Origin of the sequence: Falsiroseomonas sp. HC035 (genome assembly GCF_050563525.1) — a bacterium.
GTDB lineage: Bacteria > Pseudomonadota > Alphaproteobacteria > Acetobacterales > Acetobacteraceae > Falsiroseomonas.
The window spans coordinates 33969-48823 of sequence record NZ_JBNXUN010000017.1 but is presented as its reverse complement, the minus strand read 5'-3'; the positions used below and the strand labels follow the sequence as shown (position 1 = coordinate 48823).

15 protein-coding genes and 2 pseudogenes are annotated in these 14855 nt (G+C 69.1%); 10 read left to right on the top strand and 7 right to left on the bottom strand.

The window, feature by feature from the left end:
* The first annotated feature begins 2 nt into the window (after window positions 1–2).
* The 7 genes from sufC to ACLF3G_RS24385 all read left to right on the top strand — a co-directional run bounded on the left by sufC (window position 3) and on the right by ACLF3G_RS24385 (window position 5236).
* A complete protein-coding gene (sufC, locus tag ACLF3G_RS24415) occupies window positions 3–752 on the top strand; it encodes a Fe-S cluster assembly ATPase SufC (RefSeq protein WP_430672001.1) in 750 nt (249 codons plus the stop codon).
* Window positions 749–2059, top strand: a complete 1311-nt coding sequence (gene sufD, locus ACLF3G_RS24410) for a Fe-S cluster assembly protein SufD (RefSeq protein WP_430672000.1) — start codon at window positions 749–751, stop codon at window positions 2057–2059. The genes sufC and sufD overlap by 4 nt, the downstream gene beginning before the upstream one ends.
* A complete protein-coding gene (locus ACLF3G_RS24405; RefSeq protein WP_430671999.1) occupies window positions 2059–3300 on the top strand; it encodes an aminotransferase class V-fold PLP-dependent enzyme in 1242 nt (413 codons plus the stop codon). The genes sufD and ACLF3G_RS24405 overlap by 1 nt, the downstream gene beginning before the upstream one ends.
* The gene (gene sufU, locus ACLF3G_RS24400) at window positions 3297–3776 is read left to right on the top strand and encodes a Fe-S cluster assembly sulfur transfer protein SufU (RefSeq protein WP_430671998.1); all 480 of its coding nucleotides are present in this window, start codon (window positions 3297–3299) and stop codon (window positions 3774–3776) included. Before ACLF3G_RS24405 ends, sufU begins: the two co-directional genes overlap by 4 nt.
* On the top strand, window positions 3745–4137 hold the full coding sequence (locus ACLF3G_RS24395; protein WP_430671997.1) for an SUF system Fe-S cluster assembly protein: 393 nt from the start codon (window positions 3745–3747) through the stop codon (window positions 4135–4137). Before sufU ends, ACLF3G_RS24395 begins: the two co-directional genes overlap by 32 nt.
* Before the next feature lie 14 nt (window positions 4138–4151).
* Entirely contained in the window at window positions 4152–4517 is a 366-nt protein-coding gene (locus ACLF3G_RS24390) for a HesB/IscA family protein (protein ID WP_430671996.1), read from the top strand.
* Window positions 4518–4768: 251 nt separating this feature from the next.
* Window positions 4769–5236, top strand: coding sequence for a PepSY-associated TM helix domain-containing protein (locus tag ACLF3G_RS24385; RefSeq protein ID WP_430671995.1), 468 nt, complete (start codon window positions 4769–4771; stop codon window positions 5234–5236).
* 217 nt (window positions 5237–5453) lie between these two features.
* On the opposite strand, the gene ACLF3G_RS24380 is transcribed toward ACLF3G_RS24385, so the two are convergent.
* Window positions 5454–6554 carry an alpha-hydroxy acid oxidase gene (locus tag ACLF3G_RS24380; protein WP_430671994.1) on the bottom strand — a complete coding sequence of 367 codons (1101 nt, stop codon included), beginning with the start codon at window positions 6552–6554 and terminating at the stop codon, window positions 5454–5456.
* 243 nt (window positions 6555–6797) lie between these two features.
* Here ACLF3G_RS24380 and ACLF3G_RS24375 point away from each other — a divergent pair, with 243 nt between their 5' ends.
* Both ACLF3G_RS24375 and ACLF3G_RS24370 read left to right on the top strand, forming a co-directional pair.
* The gene (locus tag ACLF3G_RS24375) at window positions 6798–9044 is read left to right on the top strand and encodes a TonB-dependent receptor (RefSeq protein ID WP_430671993.1); all 2247 of its coding nucleotides are present in this window, start codon (window positions 6798–6800) and stop codon (window positions 9042–9044) included.
* Between the two features lie 12 nt (window positions 9045–9056).
* Window positions 9057–9743, top strand: coding sequence for a Fe2+-dependent dioxygenase (locus ACLF3G_RS24370; RefSeq protein ID WP_430671992.1), 687 nt, complete (start codon window positions 9057–9059; stop codon window positions 9741–9743).
* Window positions 9744–10043: 300 nt separating this feature from the next.
* Here ACLF3G_RS24370 and ACLF3G_RS24365 read toward each other — a convergent pair whose 3' ends face one another.
* The 6 genes and pseudogenes from ACLF3G_RS24365 to ACLF3G_RS24340 all read right to left on the bottom strand — a co-directional run bounded on the left by ACLF3G_RS24365 (window position 10044) and on the right by ACLF3G_RS24340 (window position 13397).
* On the bottom strand, window positions 10044–10517 hold the full coding sequence (locus ACLF3G_RS24365; protein WP_430672046.1) for a di-heme oxidoredictase family protein: 474 nt from the start codon (window positions 10515–10517) through the stop codon (window positions 10044–10046).
* A 4-nt stretch (window positions 10518–10521) separates the two neighbouring features.
* Window positions 10522–10929, bottom strand: a pseudogene (locus tag ACLF3G_RS24360) (di-heme oxidoredictase family protein); the annotation flags it as partial.
* Between the two features lie 41 nt (window positions 10930–10970).
* Window positions 10971–11447, bottom strand: a complete 477-nt coding sequence (locus tag ACLF3G_RS24355) for a di-heme oxidoredictase family protein (protein WP_430671991.1) — start codon at window positions 11445–11447, stop codon at window positions 10971–10973.
* 2 nt (window positions 11448–11449) lie between these two features.
* Window positions 11450–11773 carry an imelysin family protein gene (locus ACLF3G_RS24350; protein ID WP_430672045.1) on the bottom strand — a complete coding sequence of 108 codons (324 nt, stop codon included), beginning with the start codon at window positions 11771–11773 and terminating at the stop codon, window positions 11450–11452.
* A 54-nt stretch (window positions 11774–11827) separates the two neighbouring features.
* Window positions 11828–12360, bottom strand: a pseudogene (locus ACLF3G_RS24345) (imelysin family protein); the annotation flags it as partial.
* 344 nt (window positions 12361–12704) lie between these two features.
* Window positions 12705–13397, bottom strand: a complete 693-nt coding sequence (locus ACLF3G_RS24340) for a GNAT family N-acetyltransferase (protein WP_430671990.1) — start codon at window positions 13395–13397, stop codon at window positions 12705–12707.
* 407 nt (window positions 13398–13804) lie between these two features.
* Here ACLF3G_RS24340 and ACLF3G_RS24335 point away from each other — a divergent pair, with 407 nt between their 5' ends.
* A complete protein-coding gene (locus ACLF3G_RS24335; protein WP_430671989.1) occupies window positions 13805–14782 on the top strand; it encodes a Bug family tripartite tricarboxylate transporter substrate binding protein in 978 nt (325 codons plus the stop codon).
* The last annotated feature ends 73 nt before the right edge of the window (window positions 14783–14855 follow it).

The window sequence follows — 14855 nt, the reverse complement described above, 5'->3', positions numbered from 1 at the left end:
TCATGTTGAAGATCGAAAATCTGCACGCGACGGTCGATGGCAAGCAGATCCTCAACGGCCTCAACCTGACCATTCCGGCGGGTGAGGTCCATGCGATCATGGGGCCGAACGGCTCCGGGAAGTCAACGCTGTCCTACGTGCTCGCGGGCCGTGACGGCTATGAGGTGACGGAAGGCTCCGTCACCTTCGGCGACATCGACCTGCTGGCGATGGAACCGGAGGAACGCGCCGTGGCCGGCGTGTTCCTGGCCTTCCAGGCGCCGGTGGAGCTGCCGGGCGTGGGCAACGCCAACTTCCTGCGCACGGCGCTGAACGCGGTACGCCGCGCGAAGGGCGAGAGCGAGATCGACGCGATGCAGTTCCTCAAGCTGGCGCGGGCCCGCATGAAGGTGCTGAACATGTCGGACGACATGCTGAAGCGGCCGGTGAATGTGGGCTTCTCCGGCGGCGAGAAGAAGCGCAACGAGATGCTGCAGATGGCGCTGCTGTCGCCGCGGCTGGCGCTGCTGGACGAGACTGACAGCGGGCTTGACATCGATGCGCTGAAGCTGGTGTCGGACACGGTGAACAGCCTGCGCGGGCCGGACTTCTCCGCGCTGGTCATCACCCACTACCAGCGGCTGCTGAACCATATCGTCCCGGATGCGGTGCACGTCCTGTCGGGTGGGCGCATCATCAAGTCGGGCGGACCGGAACTGGCGCAGGAGCTGGAGAAGTCCGGCTACGGCGCGATCCAGGCGGCCGCCGCATGACCGCCGTGACCAGCACCGGGCCCGCCGCCTTCCTCGGGCGGCATGAAGGGCTGCGCGGCCGGATGCCGGGCGCATCCCTGCCGTGGGTGGAGGCGCTGCGTGACCGCAGCGCGGAGGCCTTCCGCGTGCAGGGCTTCCCGACGCGCCGCGTCGAGGCGTGGAAGTACACCGATCTTGCGCCGGTCTCCGCCACCGTGTTCGGCGAGCCGCTGACCGGCGTGGATGATGCCCTGGCGCTGCCGCCGGCAACTCGGCCGCGCGCCGTGTTCATCGATGGGCGGTTCCGTGCGGACCTCTCGACGCTGGAGGGACTGGCCTACACGGCGGAGAACCTCGCCTGGGCGCTGCCGGAGCTTGAGCCGCGCCTGGGTGCTTTGGCACGGCCGGAGGAGCATTCGCTGGCGGCGCTGAACGGGATGCTGTTCGAGGACGGCTTGGTCATCACCGTGCCGGACGGCGTGGCGGCCGGCGTTCTGGAGCTGGTGTCCTTCGCCACCGAGAGCGATCGCGCGCCGGCCTTCCACCCGCGCCACCTGGTGCGGCTGGGTGCCGGTGCCTCGCTGACCCTGGTGGAGACGGCAGCGGGGCCGACCCGCGCGCGCTACCTGCACAACCCGGTCTTCGAGATCGAGGTGGCCGAGGGGGCGCGGATGAGCCACGGGCGGCTGCAGCAGGAGGGGCGGGAGGCGTTCTTCCTGTCGACCGTCTATGCCCGCGTGCAGGCCGGCGGCACCTATGACAACTTCACGCTGAACGCGGGTGCGAAGCTGGCGCGCAACGAGATTCATGTGGCGCTGTGCGGCCCGAAAGCCGAATGCCACATGAACGGCGCGCAGCTTCTGGCCGATGGGCAGCACGCGGATACGACGACGGCGCTGGACCACGCGGCGCCGGATTGTTCGTCCCGCCAGACCTACAAGACGGTACTGTCCGGCAAGTCCCGCGGCGTGTTCCAGGGCAAGATCCTGGTGCGGCAGGTGGCGCAGAAGACCGACGGCTACCAGATGAACCAGGCGCTGCTGCTTTCGCCGGAAGCCGAGATCGACAGCAAGCCGCAGCTGGAGATCTACGCCGACGACGTGAAGTGCAGCCACGGCGCCACGGTGGGCGAGCTGGATGCGGAGCAGATCTTCTTCCTGCGCTCCCGCGGCATTCCGCTGGAACAGGCGCGCGCCATCCTGGTCGAGGCGTTCCTGGTCGAGGCGGTGGACGCCGTCGCCGACGAACACATTCGCGAGGCGCTGTCGGGTGCCGTCACCGGCTGGTGGCAGCGCCAGGGCATCGCTGGCGGGATCGAGGCTGCGTGATGGACGGGCACATGTCGCCGCTGCTGAACCTGGACCGGGTGCGGGCGGATTTTCCGATCCTGTCGGAGACGGTGCGCGGCAAGCCCTTCACCTTCCTCGACAGCGGCGCTTCGGCGCAAAAGCCGCGGCAGGTGATCGGGGCCATGGTGCGGATGATGGAGACGGCCTACGCCAACGTCCATCGCGGCGCCTACCACATGAGCGAGCAGGCGACCGAGGCGTATGAAGCCGCGCGTGGCGCTGTCGCCGCTTTCCTGAATGCCGGCGACGTGCGGGAGATCATCTTCACCGGCAGCAGCACCAACGCCATCAACCTGGTGGCGCACAGCTACGGGCGTGGCGTGATGCAGCCGGGCCAGGCGGTGGTGATCTCGGAGATGGAGCATCATGCCAACATCGTGCCATGGCAGATGCTGCGCGATGCCCATGGCGTGGAACTGCGCGTGACGCGGATCACCGATGCCGGGGAACTGGACCTCGACGACCTCGCGGCGAAGCTGGCGGACGGTAAGGTCGGGCTGGTCGCGGTCACGCACATGTCGAATGTGCTCGGTACGGTGACGCCGGCGGCGCAGATCGCGCGCATGGCGCATGAGGCTGGTGCCAAGGTGCTGTTCGACGGCAGCCAGGCGGTGGTGCACCGGCGCGTGGACGTCCGCGAGATCGATGCCGATTTCTACGTCTTCACCGGGCACAAGCTGTACGGCCCGACCGGCATCGGCGTGCTCTACGCCAAGGGTGCGTTGCAGCAGGCGATGCCGCCCTTCCTGGGCGGCGGCGACATGATCGCCGAGGTGTCCTTCGAGCGCAGCGTCTGGGCGCCCTATCCCGCCAAGTTCGAGGCCGGCACGCCGCCGATCATCGAGGCGATCGGGCTGCACGCCGCGATCGACTACGTGAACGGCATCGGCATGGCGGCGATCGAGGCGCATGAGCGAGCGCTGGTCGACCGCGCCATGGCCCGGTTGCCGCAGATCGAGGGCGTGACGCTGCTCGGCCGTGCGCAGGACCGTGGCGGTGTCTTCGCCTTCGCCATCGACACCGCCCATGCGCACGACGTGGCGACGCTGCTGGACCGTGCCGGCATCGCGGTCCGCTCCGGCCGCCACTGCGCGGAGCCGCTGCATGCACGCTTCGATGTGGAGAGCACCTGCCGCGCCTCCTTCGGCCTCTACACCACGCCGGCGGAGGTCGACCTGCTGGCCGATGCGCTGGGCCAGGCGCGGGAGTTCTTCCGATGAGTGGTGGCCTGTTCGACGACCTGCGCGACCTGTACCAGGAGGTCATCCTGGACCACGGCCGCAAGCCGCGGAATTTCCGGCGGCTGGACAATGCGGACCGGACCGCGCGCGGCGACAACCCGATGTGCGGCGACCGCATGGAATTGTTCGTAAAACTGGCGCCGGATGGCTATATCGAGGATGCGGCGTTCGAGGGTCGTGGCTGCGCGATTTCCATGGCCAGCGCCTCGCTGATGACGGACACCGTCAAGGGCAAGACGCAGGCGCAGGCGCGGCTGATGGGTGAGAATTTCAGGGCCCTGGCCATGACGGGCGTGTGCCCGGACTGCGGCGGGGAGATTGCGGAAGACATGGAGCGCCTGGCGCCCCTTTCGGGCGTGCATGACTTTCCGAGCCGGGTGAAATGCGCGACCCTCGCCTGGCATACGCTGAACGCCGCCCTCGATGGCGGCGCGAAGGAGGCGAGCAGTGAGTGAAGCACCTGCGCCGGTGCATGGCGCCTGGACCCCGGAAGGTGGCACCGAGCCACCCGTGCGGGTCAACGAGGATGCGGTGATCTCGGTCCTGAAGACCGTGTTCGACCCGGAAATCCCCGTCGACATTTATGAACTCGGCCTGATCTACGCTGTCGAGATCGGCGACGAGGGGCATGTGAAGGTGGAGATGACGCTGACCACGCCATCCTGCCCCTCGGCGCAGGAATTGCCGGCGCAGGCGGAGGAAGCGGTGCGCGCCGTGCCTGGCGTCACCGATGTCACCGTCGAAGTGGTCTGGGATCCGCCTTGGGATCCGGGCCGGATGAGCGAAGACGCGCGCCTCGCGCTGAACATGTACTGAAGGGGGATGCCCCGATGAGCACGACCACCGCACCCCGTCCGAAGCGCGCCCTGCCGCCGCTGATGGGCCTTTCGGATGCCGCGGCCGAACGGCTGCGCGCGCTGTACGCCGCGGGCGAGGCCGGCAAGACGCTGCGCATCGCGGTGAAGACCAAGGGCTGTTCCGGAATGGCCTACGACCTGTCCTGGGTCGATGGGCCGGGACCGGGCGACGAGGTCGTGACGGACAAGGGCGTTACCGTGGTGGTCGACCGCAAGGCGACGCTGTTCCTGATCGGCACGGTGATGGACTACGAGGTGAAGGACATGTCCGCCGGATTCACCTTCACCAATCCGAATGAGAAGGGCCGCTGTGGCTGCGGCGAGAGTTTCCACGTCTGACCGGGCTGCCGGCATCGATGATACAATTCCGGAAGGCCTCCAGGCGACGCGGCGGGGGTTGATGCGTGGGATGGGCCCCCGAGGCCGGATGGCCGCATCTGGCAGCGGCACAGTGGAGCGATCCGCCTGACCTGACAGACTCGTTGGCGAACACCTTCGGATCGCATTTGGACTTATGGCCACAAGCCGGCGCCATTCGCTGACGGCAATCCGCCGCAAGCAAGGGCACGGCCTCGGCCGTCGGCCCGGTGGTGACCACGAGCAGCGCGGTGCTGCCGGATGCGTTGCGGCCGCTGCTGGCCAAACCGGAGGCTGAAGCACGCCAAGTCCCGCCGACCCTCGTGCAGGATTGGGTTGCGCGCGAATTTGCGATCAGCGGGACGCATCGCCCGGCGGAATGGAGTGCCGTCGACATCTACCTCGCGCTGCCGCGTCTCGGCGGCGATGGCTGGCGCGGCATCGATCGTGACACCGGCGAGGCGACGGTCGAGGTCACGACGCGCGGCTGGGTTCCCTACCTCAACGACCTGCACAAGGGCCGCGACATCGGCCTCGCCTGGCGCTGGTTCATCGACGTCTTTGCCGCGGCCTGCCTGCTGTTCTGCGGCACCGGGCTGCTGCTGCTGCACCTGCATGTGGGCGGGCGGCCGGCGACATGGCCGCTGGCAGGCCTCGGGCTCGTGGTGCCGCTGATACTGGCGATCCTGTTCATCCATTGACGAGGCGGTCCATGCGCATCCTGCCCCTTCTCTTTGCCCTCGCCGCCACGCCGGTCGCGGCGGCGGAGCTTCGCCGCTAGGTCGCGGAGGGTGCGGCCATCCTGGTCTGCGGCAGCCGGGCCGGCATGTCCACCGGCGTGCAGGCGGCGCTGGTGGAGGTGCTGGACGAGGCGGAGGTGCGGTCGCTGACGCGAGCCGGCAGATACCGGCGCGACGTCTATTGAGGCGGCGCATCCCACAGCACGCCGCGGTCGATCCGGTCCAGCCGGGTGCAGCCGGTCAGCGCCATCGCGATCTCGAGCTCCGTGCGCAGGATCTTCAGCACATGCGCAACGCCGACCGGCCCGCCGACCGCGAGCCCGTGGATCTGTGGCCGGCCCAGCAGCACCGCGTGTGCGCCGAGCGCCAGTGCCTTCAGCACATCCGTGCCGCGTCGGATGCCGCCATCCAGCAGCAGCGGCAATCGACCTCCGACGGCGTCGGCAATGCGCGGCAGCGCCGTGATGCTGGCCGGCAGCGTATCCAGGCTACGGCCGCCGTGGTTCGAGACGATGATACCGTCCATGCCCTCCGCAACGGCACGCTGCGCATCGGCGGGCGACATGATGCCCTTCAGCAGCAGCGGCAGGCGCGTCAGTGACCGCAGCCAGGCGATGTCCTTCCAACTCGGCGCGGCGTCCAGCAGACCGCGGAACACGTCGCTTTCAGCAAGGCCAGCACGGCTGGGTGGCGTCGGCGGCAGGCCACGCAGGTTGGCGGCCTCGATGCCGGGCGGCAGCGCGAATCCGGCGCGCTGTTCGCGGTTGCGCGTCGCGGCTGGCGCATCGACGGTGACGACGATGGCGCGGTAGCCCGCGGCCTCGGCGCGCCGCAGCAGGGCTTCGGTGAAACTGCGGTCGTGCTGGATGTAGAGCTGGAACCACAGAGGCGCGGCGGTGGATGCGGCGATCGCCTCCAGCGTCGTGCTGGCCTGGCTGCTGACCACCATCGTCGCCCCCATCGCGGCGGCGCCGAAGGCGGCGGCCAATTCGCCGTCCGGGTGGACCAGGCGGTGGAAGGCGACGGGGGCGAGCAGGATGGGGTAGTCCATCGGCTGGCCGAACAGGGTCAGGCGCGTTTCCGCGCCCTGCATCTCCGCCAGCACGCGCGTTTGCAGCAGCAGGTCGCCGAAGGCGGCCTGGTTGGCGCGCAGCGTGCTTTCATCCGCGCTTCCGCCGGCGAAATAGGCCCAGGCTTTGTCGTCCATGCGCTGTCGCGCGGCAGCCTCGTAATCGCTGAGCGCGACGATGTCCGGCGGGATGGGTGGCGCCGCATACATCCTGCCTGTCTCCCGATGCGCGATGACCTCGCCAGCAATGCAGGGATCTTCGCTGCGCGAGGTCCGGCTGTAGCGGAGGGCCGAGGCACGTCGCAAGCCGCGCGGCGGCGCGGCCCGCGCGACACAACCGGCCTGCATTGGACGAGTGTCGACAATTCAGCGGCGGGCGGGATTGCGGTCATCGACGAATCGCGATTAAGAATGACTCGCAATTAAATGTCCTTTCCGATTAGCGAGGCGACCATGACCCGACGCACCCACCTGCTCTCCGAAGTCTCCGGCCTCGCGCTGACCGCTGGCCTCGCCCTGGCCATGGCCGGCGCCGTGCGGGCGCAGGTGCCGCCGCAGCCGGCGGAGGCGCAGCAGAGCCTTGCGCCGATGCTGACGCTGCCGGGGATCAGCGTCGAGGGTCAGCAGCCCGCCAACACGCTGCGTCGCCAGACCGGCATCGCCCGTCTGCCCGGCACGGTGCAGGACACGCCGCAGACGATCAACGTGATCCCGCGCGAGGTTCTGGAACAGCAGAACGTCACCACGCTGGAACAGGCGCTGCGCAACGTGCCCGGCATCACCTCCGCAATCGGCGAGGGCAATGGCGGCGTCAACGGCGATTCGCTGCGCATTCGCGGCTTCTTCGCGCAGAACGACGTCTATGTGGACGGGCTGCGCGACTTCGGCTCCTACACCCGCGACGCCTTCAACTACGAGAGCGTCGCCGTGCTGAAGGGCCCCTCCGGTACCACCTTCGGGCAGAGCACCGCCGGCGGCGCGATCAACGTCACCACGCGGCTGCCGCATCTCGGCAATTCCTACAGTGCCAGCGCCACCGGCGGCATGGGGCCGCTGTACCGCGGCACCGTCGACGTCAACCAGCAGGTCGGCGACACCTCCGCCGTCCGACTGAACCTGATGGGCCAGCGCAGCGAAATGGTGGACCGGGACGAGGTGGAATCGCGGCGCTGGGGGATCGCGCCGTCCTTCGCGCTCGGCCTCGGCACCGATACCACCTTCACCTTCGACTACCTGCATTTCGAGGATGACCGCGTCCCCGATTTCGGCGTCCCGCTGGCCACTGCCCCCGGCCGCTCGGTCGCCCGGCCGGTGACCGAATACGGCGTCCGCCGCGGCAACTGGTACGGCTTCGACCTGGACCGCGACGACGTGGTGGTGGATCGCGCCACGGCGCGCCTGCGCCACCAGGCGAGTGATTGGCTGACGCTATACAACGATACGCGCGTCACCTTCGTCACGCGCGACTTCGCGGCCTCCCCGCTCAGTTGCGACGCCGCCTGCAACCAGAACCTGTTCGACGGCAACCCGCGTACCATTCCGACCGTGACAGCCGGCGGCGGCGGAAGCCCGTTCCACCAGGAAACCATCGCGTTGCAGAACGTGACCACGGCGCAGGCCCGCTTCACCACCGGCATCTTCCGGCACGAGGCGACGGTCGGTGTCGATGCCTGGATCCAGAACGACGAGCGCACCGGCTCCAGCTACAATCGCGGCCGATCCGCCGTCAGCCTGCTGGACCCCAGCCACTCCGCGGCCGGCTACAGCGTGATGCCCGGAAGCGGCGCCAATGTGCGAGAGACCGACCAGCGGCATCTCGGCGCCTTCCTGACGGAGCGGGTCTGGCTGACGCCGCAGCTTTCGCTGATCGGCGGCCTGCGTATCAGCAACTACGACGTCGACTACAAGACCTATGGCGCATCGACCGCGCCGACGACGGTCAGTTCCAACGATACCTTCATCGACCCGCGCGCCAGCATCGTCTTCGAACCGACGCCCAGCCAGACCTACTACTTTTCCTACGCCACTTCGACGACGCCGCCTGGCGCCTTCATCACGACACAGCCCGCCACCTTCAACGCGGCCAACAGCACGCTGGAGCCGGAGCGGAACCGCATTTTCGAGGTCGGCGCGCGGGCCAGCCTGCTGAACGACCGTCTCGGCCTGTATGGCGCGCTGTTCCACTCGGAGAAGGGCAACGCGACGGAGACCGACCCGGTGAGCGGAACCACCACGCAATCGGGCGACGAACAGCGCATCCAGGGCGTCGAACTGGGCGTCACCGGCCGCATCACGCCCAACTGGTCGGTGAACGCGAACTACACCTACCTCGACAGCGAGACGACGAAATCCACCACGGCCGCCAATCAGGGGGGGCGCGTACCCTATGTGGCGGAACATGCCGCCTCGTTGTGGTCGACCTACGAGGCATTCCGCGACACGCCCTACAACCTGACCCTCGGCGGCGGCGTGACCTATCGCAGCCAGGCCTTCCTGAACGCGGCGAATACCGCGGAGGTGCCGGCGAACTTCACGCTTGACGCGCTGGTCTCGCATCGCTTCGGCGAACAGAGCCGCTGGCGTGCCTCGGTCAACGGCTACAACCTGACCAATGAGTTGAACTATGACGGGCTGTTCGGCAATCGCGTGGTGCCGGCTGCGGGCCGTACGGTGCTGCTGACGCTGGCCGTGACGTACTGAGGCACGAGGACAATGCTGATCCGCATCCCGCAGGTGCTGACGAGGGAGGAGGTGGCGCATTGCCGCCGCATCCTCGACGGTACGCCATGGCAGGACGGCCGCGCCACCGCCGGCGAGCAATCGGCCAAGGTGAAGCTGAACCTGCAGGTGCCGGAGAACGCGCCGGCTGCGCGCGAGTTGGGCGAGGTGGTCCTGCGTGCACTCGGCCGCCATCCCACCTTCAATTCCGGCGCGCTGCCGTTCCGCGTCTATCCGCCGATGTTCAACCGCTACGACATCGGCATGAAGTTCGATCCACATGTCGACAACGCCATCCGCCTGGTGCCCGGCACGGGCGGGATGCGGATGCGGGCGGATGTCTCCTCGACGCTGTTCCTGACGGACCCCGATGCGTATGACGGTGGTGAGTTGGTGATCGATGACACCTATGGCAGCCACGCCGTGAAGCTGCCGGCGGGCGACATGGTGCTGTATCCCGCAACCAGCCTGCACCGCGTCACGCCGATCACGCGCGGCAGCCGCTGGAGTTCCTTCTTCTGGACCCAGTCCATGGTCAAGGACGACGGCAAGCGCGCCTTCCTGTACGACATGGACATGGCGATCATCGGCCTGCGCAAGACTCTGCCGGACGACCACCCCAGTGTCGTCGCGCTGACGTCCGGCTACCACAACCTGCTGCGCCGCTGGACGGAGATCTAGGATCGGCACCAGGTGGTTGTCCCACCGGACCTGCCTGAGCCAGTCTCCCGGCATGCGACACGTTCGCCGCCGGCGCGGCCGCGACGCCGCAGCCATCCGGTACCGCGCAGCGTGCCACAGGTCCTCCATTGTCGCGGTGAAGCGTCCTGTGGCGGCCACGAAGTCGGCGAGGCCCGGCAGGATGTGCGCCCCCACCGTGCGGCGCACCGCCAGAAGCCGCGCGGCCTCCACGCCGGGTTCCTGCGCCATGGCCGCGACAGGGAACATCGCGGCCGCCACAAGGAAAAGGCGTCGGTGCATCTACAGGCTCTCCAGGAATGCGATCAGCGCGGCACGATCCGCGGGCGACAGTGCGGCCACGGCATCCCGCGCGCCCTGTGCTTCCCCGCCATGCCAGAGGATCGCTTCGATCAGGCTGCGCGCGCGGCCGTCATGCAGAGGTTGCGTGTGGCCGCTGACCGCCTGGGTGCGGCCGAGGCCCCAGAGCGGCGGCGTGCGCCATTCACGTCCATCGGACGCGCCTTCGGGCCGGTTGTCGGCCAGGCCTTCGCCCATGTCGTGCAGCAGCAGGTCGGAATAGGGCCAGATGCGCTGGTTGGAATGCTCCGGCCGGCCCGGCACCGCGCCGGTGGTGAAGCTCGGCCTGTGGCAGGCGGCGCACCCGGCTTCGCGGAACAGGGCGCGGCCGTGCGGCGCCTCCGGCGCCGGCGTCGCACGGCCGGGGCACTGCCAGGTTGCGGGCGTAGAACACCACCAGGTCGAACAGCCGCGCATCGACCTCCGGCTGTCCCGGCCCGGGAGAACCATCCGGTGCGGCGCGGCATCCCGCCTGCGCCGTGGTGCATTCGCCGTGATGCGCCGGGTTGATGTGGGTGGACAGGCCCATATCGGCGGCGAAGGCATCCGCCACCTGGTCCTCCATCGTCGGGGCCTGCGCCTTCCAGCAGAAGCGGCCGAGCGAGGCGGTGCCGCGATGGCCGCTCCAGACCCGCGCAACGCGGCCCGAGACGCCATTGCTGTCGCGATCCTCCGGATCGGCGCCGGCCGCGATGTCGGCTTCCGGGATCGCCTCCAGCAGGCCGAGCCCGATCATCGGCGGCGCCGTGCGCGGCGACAGCATCAGGCCGGGCACCGGCGCACCGTAGGCCCAGTCCTCGATGCGCCAGGTGGGGCGGCGCAGATGCACGATCTCGCCGCCGGCCAGCGTCACCTGTTGCTCGGTCCAGTCTATTTCCACGCGCGCCTCGGCCGGATGGCCGGCGAGGCCGAAAGTTTGTAGGTGCAGCCCGTAGGTCGGCTCCGGGTCCGCCGGCAGCCAGCCCGCGGCGGCACGGACAGCCGCAGCAGCAGGGAGGAGGCCGGCTCGCCAGCCTCCGGCGGCCGGCCGCGGCCGTCGCGCATTTGGCAGGACTGGCAGCCGCGCGCATTGTAGATTGGCCCCAGCCCATCGGCATTGCGCGTGGAGGCTGGCGCCGCGACCCACAGCCGGCGGAACACGGCGTCCCCGACCTTGAAGTCCAGGAGCCGCTCGAAGGGCAGGGAGGTGGAGGGCAGGGAGAAGGCGGTGGCACCCTGCGCATTGCGCGCGGTGGCCGAGCCGCCCGGCAGCAGTTCCGCAGGATCGGGCCGATCTGCGCCGCCGGCGAGGCCTGTGGCGGCGCCGGCCAGCACCGCCGCGGCTGCCAGCGTGATCCGGCGCCGCATCGCTACCAGGGGCGCCGCACCGAGCCGGGGTTGTCCAGGCTGTCCGAGCCTTCGATCGAGATGTCCAGGCGCAGCGCGCCGACGATGCGCTCGGTGGTGCGGGTCTGCTGCAGCAGCGCGTCGATGCCGGCCTGCAAGGCGGCGTTACCGGCCGAGTTGCCCTCGCCGAGCATCTGGTCGTAGGCCTCCGCCGTCTCGGCCCGGGTCTTGATGGCCAGGAAGGCGGCGAGCGTCGCGTCGAGCCGCGCGCGCATCTCCCGCCCCAGCGCGGGCACCGCGGCCTGCACGAGATCCGCCATCGCGGGGCCACGCCGCCCGGTGCCCAGTTCGCCACCATCGCCGCCAATTCCGCCACCAGCATGCCGGTGACGGTGGTGAGGTAGGTGCCGCGGCGTTCGGTGTTGCCGCCGGTCGCGTCCCTGCCGCGGGCGTAATCCGTCCCGGGACGGTTGCCGGCGCCCGGACCGGTGCGGTTCAGGTCCTGGCCCCAGAGCAGGAACTCGATGGCGTGCCAGCCAATGGTGACATTCGCCTCGACGCCGCCGATCTCGTGCGGCCGGCCCAGCACATCGGCGGTGATGGTGGAGACACCGATGGTCTCGCCGGCATGGGTGATTTCGGTCGAGGCAATGATGTTGGCGGTTTAGAGCGCGTTCTCGTCGTTGCTGTCGCCGTAGCGATCCAAGGCGACGTTGTCGATCAGGCCCTCATCCAGCGGCCAGGCATTCACCCGGCCCTCCCACTCATCGACGATCGGGTTGCCGAAGCGGAAGGCCTCGGTCTGCTGGTAGGGCACCCGCGACGCGATCCAGGCTTCCCGCGCCGCGACCAGCGATGCCTCCGACGGTTGCGCGACAAGCCGAGCCACCGCGGTCTGCAAGAGCCGGGCGCCGGCCAGCGCGTCGCCATGCATCGCCTGGGCCAGGTCGGCATAGTGTGCCAGCACCGCGCGCTTCGTCGGCACCGGCTGCGCCAGGGCCATGCCCGGCAGCAGGGGAGTGGCGAGCAGGGCGAGCAGGCTGCGGCGCCTTGGCATGGTCGTGCGATCTCCGAACGGTCGGGCTCCGCAGGGTCGGGCTCCGAAGGGTCGGGCGCCAGAGCCGACGAGCCCGGACGGGCCGGGCCTTACATCCGGCCTCGGGGCGGTAGCGATAATGCGAATGGCTTGCATTTGCAGATCACAGGCGCGGCTGTTTCCCCTGTCCGCGGCTATCGCCCGATCTGCTCCGCATGATCTTCCCCCGCCCGACCTGATGATCAGCCTGGCTCGAGAGCCTGCCGTCGCGCGGAAGAAGGCCGGTGGGCCGGTCGCGGAATTCCGGGTGACCGGCCGGCGGCTGGGGGTGGTCCGCGCTCGACGCCGATGACGCGGGCGGCGTGGGGCCCGCTCCGCGGCCGCAACCGCAGGCGGCGGCGGCCGCGCCGGCTGGCAATCGCGCAGACTGCCCGCGGCTTCGCCTGCGCCATCGCGGGGCACTGCATGTGCAGCGCGCATTCCATGACCAGGTCGCCAGTGGCCGCAAGCGTGTCGACGACCCGGAACCCGGCCTTGGCATACAGCGCGATGGCGCCCGCATTGCCCGGCACGACGATCAGGCGCACCCGACGACAGCCGGGGGTGGCGGAGAGGGCGGCCAAAACCCGCGCCAGGATGCTGCGGCCGAGGCCCTTGCCCTGGTGCGCGCGGGCCAGAATGAACCATCCGAGCCACCAGCAGGTGGTATCGCGCCGGTCCGGATGCACAACGTAGAAGCCGACAAGGCAGCCTTCCGCCTGAATGCCGACCAGCGAATGCCAAGGGCCCTGGCGAACGGCGCCCAGGATGTCCGAAAGCGGACCGAGATAGTCTTCGACCTGCGTTGCATCCAGGTCCATCTGGCTGACGAGATTGAGCCGGTTCTTGCCGATCCGGCTGTAGTCGAGGGCTTTCCGAGCCCGGAGGGAAGGCATGTGATCCTGCTACGGTTGTGTTCACGACGAGGATTGGCACAGTGACCGCCGGAAAAGGCGGCCGCTGCGACAGTCACGAACCGGCGATCAGGCCAGTCCGACCAACGTCGTCGATGCATTAGATGGCATTTCGAGCTGCCGCTGCAAATCAAGGCACTGGCCGACGGCATGTGACAGAACGGATAATTCCTGGAAACTGAGGCGTTTTACGGGCTAATCCGAAATCGGACTTCCGGGAACAAGAACGCCGCTTCCCAAGCCCGCAACCAAAAATATTTTTTCCGGTTAGTCTGGGCCGCGCAACGCTGGCGCTCGATGAACGGGCCGGTTGCTGGCCTGATGGTGTAACGATGTGGCAGGGTCCGCCGTGCTCACTGGCGGCGTCCGCCCCAACTGGAGGAAACAACATGATCTTCAATCGGCGATCCGCGCTTGGCCTGATGCTGGCCGCGCCTGCCGTTGCGCCGGGCCTGGCCCGTGCGCAGGACAGTTGGCCGACGCGCCCGATCGTCCTGGTCTCCGGCTATGCGCCGGGCGGCCTGACGGATGTGATGACACGGCTGATCGCGGCGCGCATGTCGCGTGAGCTCGGCCAGCCCATCGTGGTCGAGAACCGGCCGGGCGGGGCCACGGCCATCGCCTCCACCGCCGTCGCGCAGGCGAGGCCGGACGGCTACATGCTGTTGATGGGCGCCTCCTCGCTCGCCATCAACCCGGCGCTGCAGCCGAACCTGACGCCGAAGGAGCCGCTGCGGGAGTTGGTGCCGGTCGGCATGGGCTATCGCAGCGCCTTCGTGCTGCATGTCCACCCGGACGTGCCCGCGCGCAGCACGGCGGAGTTCATTGCCCATGCCAAGGCCAATCCGGGCAAGGTGAATTTCGGCAGTTCCGGCACCGGGGCCGTGAACCACCTGTGCCTGGAGCTGTTCCGAAACCGCGCCGGCATCGACGTGGCCCACATCCCGTATCGCGGCGGCGCCCCGGCGCTGATCGACCTGCAGGCCGGGCGCATCCAGGCGATGTTCGCAGCGGCGCTCGAGGCGATTCCGGCGATCCGGGACAACCGCACCCGGGCGCTCGCAGTGTCCTCCGCCGCGCGGCTGCCGCTGCTGCCGGAGGTGCCACCGGTGGCAGAGACGCTGCCCGGCTTCGACGCGGTGTTCTGGCAGGGGATGTTCGCGCCGGTCGGCACGCCGGAGCCGGTCCTGGCCCGGCTGTCCGCCGCGTTGCGCGCCACGACCGAGGACGCGGAGGTGCGCGAGCGCATGGCGGCGCAGGGTGTCGCTGCCGAGACCGGGGATGCCGCGAAGCTGCGCCAGGTGCTGGTCGAGGATACGGAGATGTGGGGCCGGCTGATCCGCGAGGCAAACATCCGGCCGGAGTAGCGCCGGCTCCTGCCACGGGAATTTCCCTGGCGACATGACGGTGATCCGGGAACACTCCCGGTTCACCGTCGAG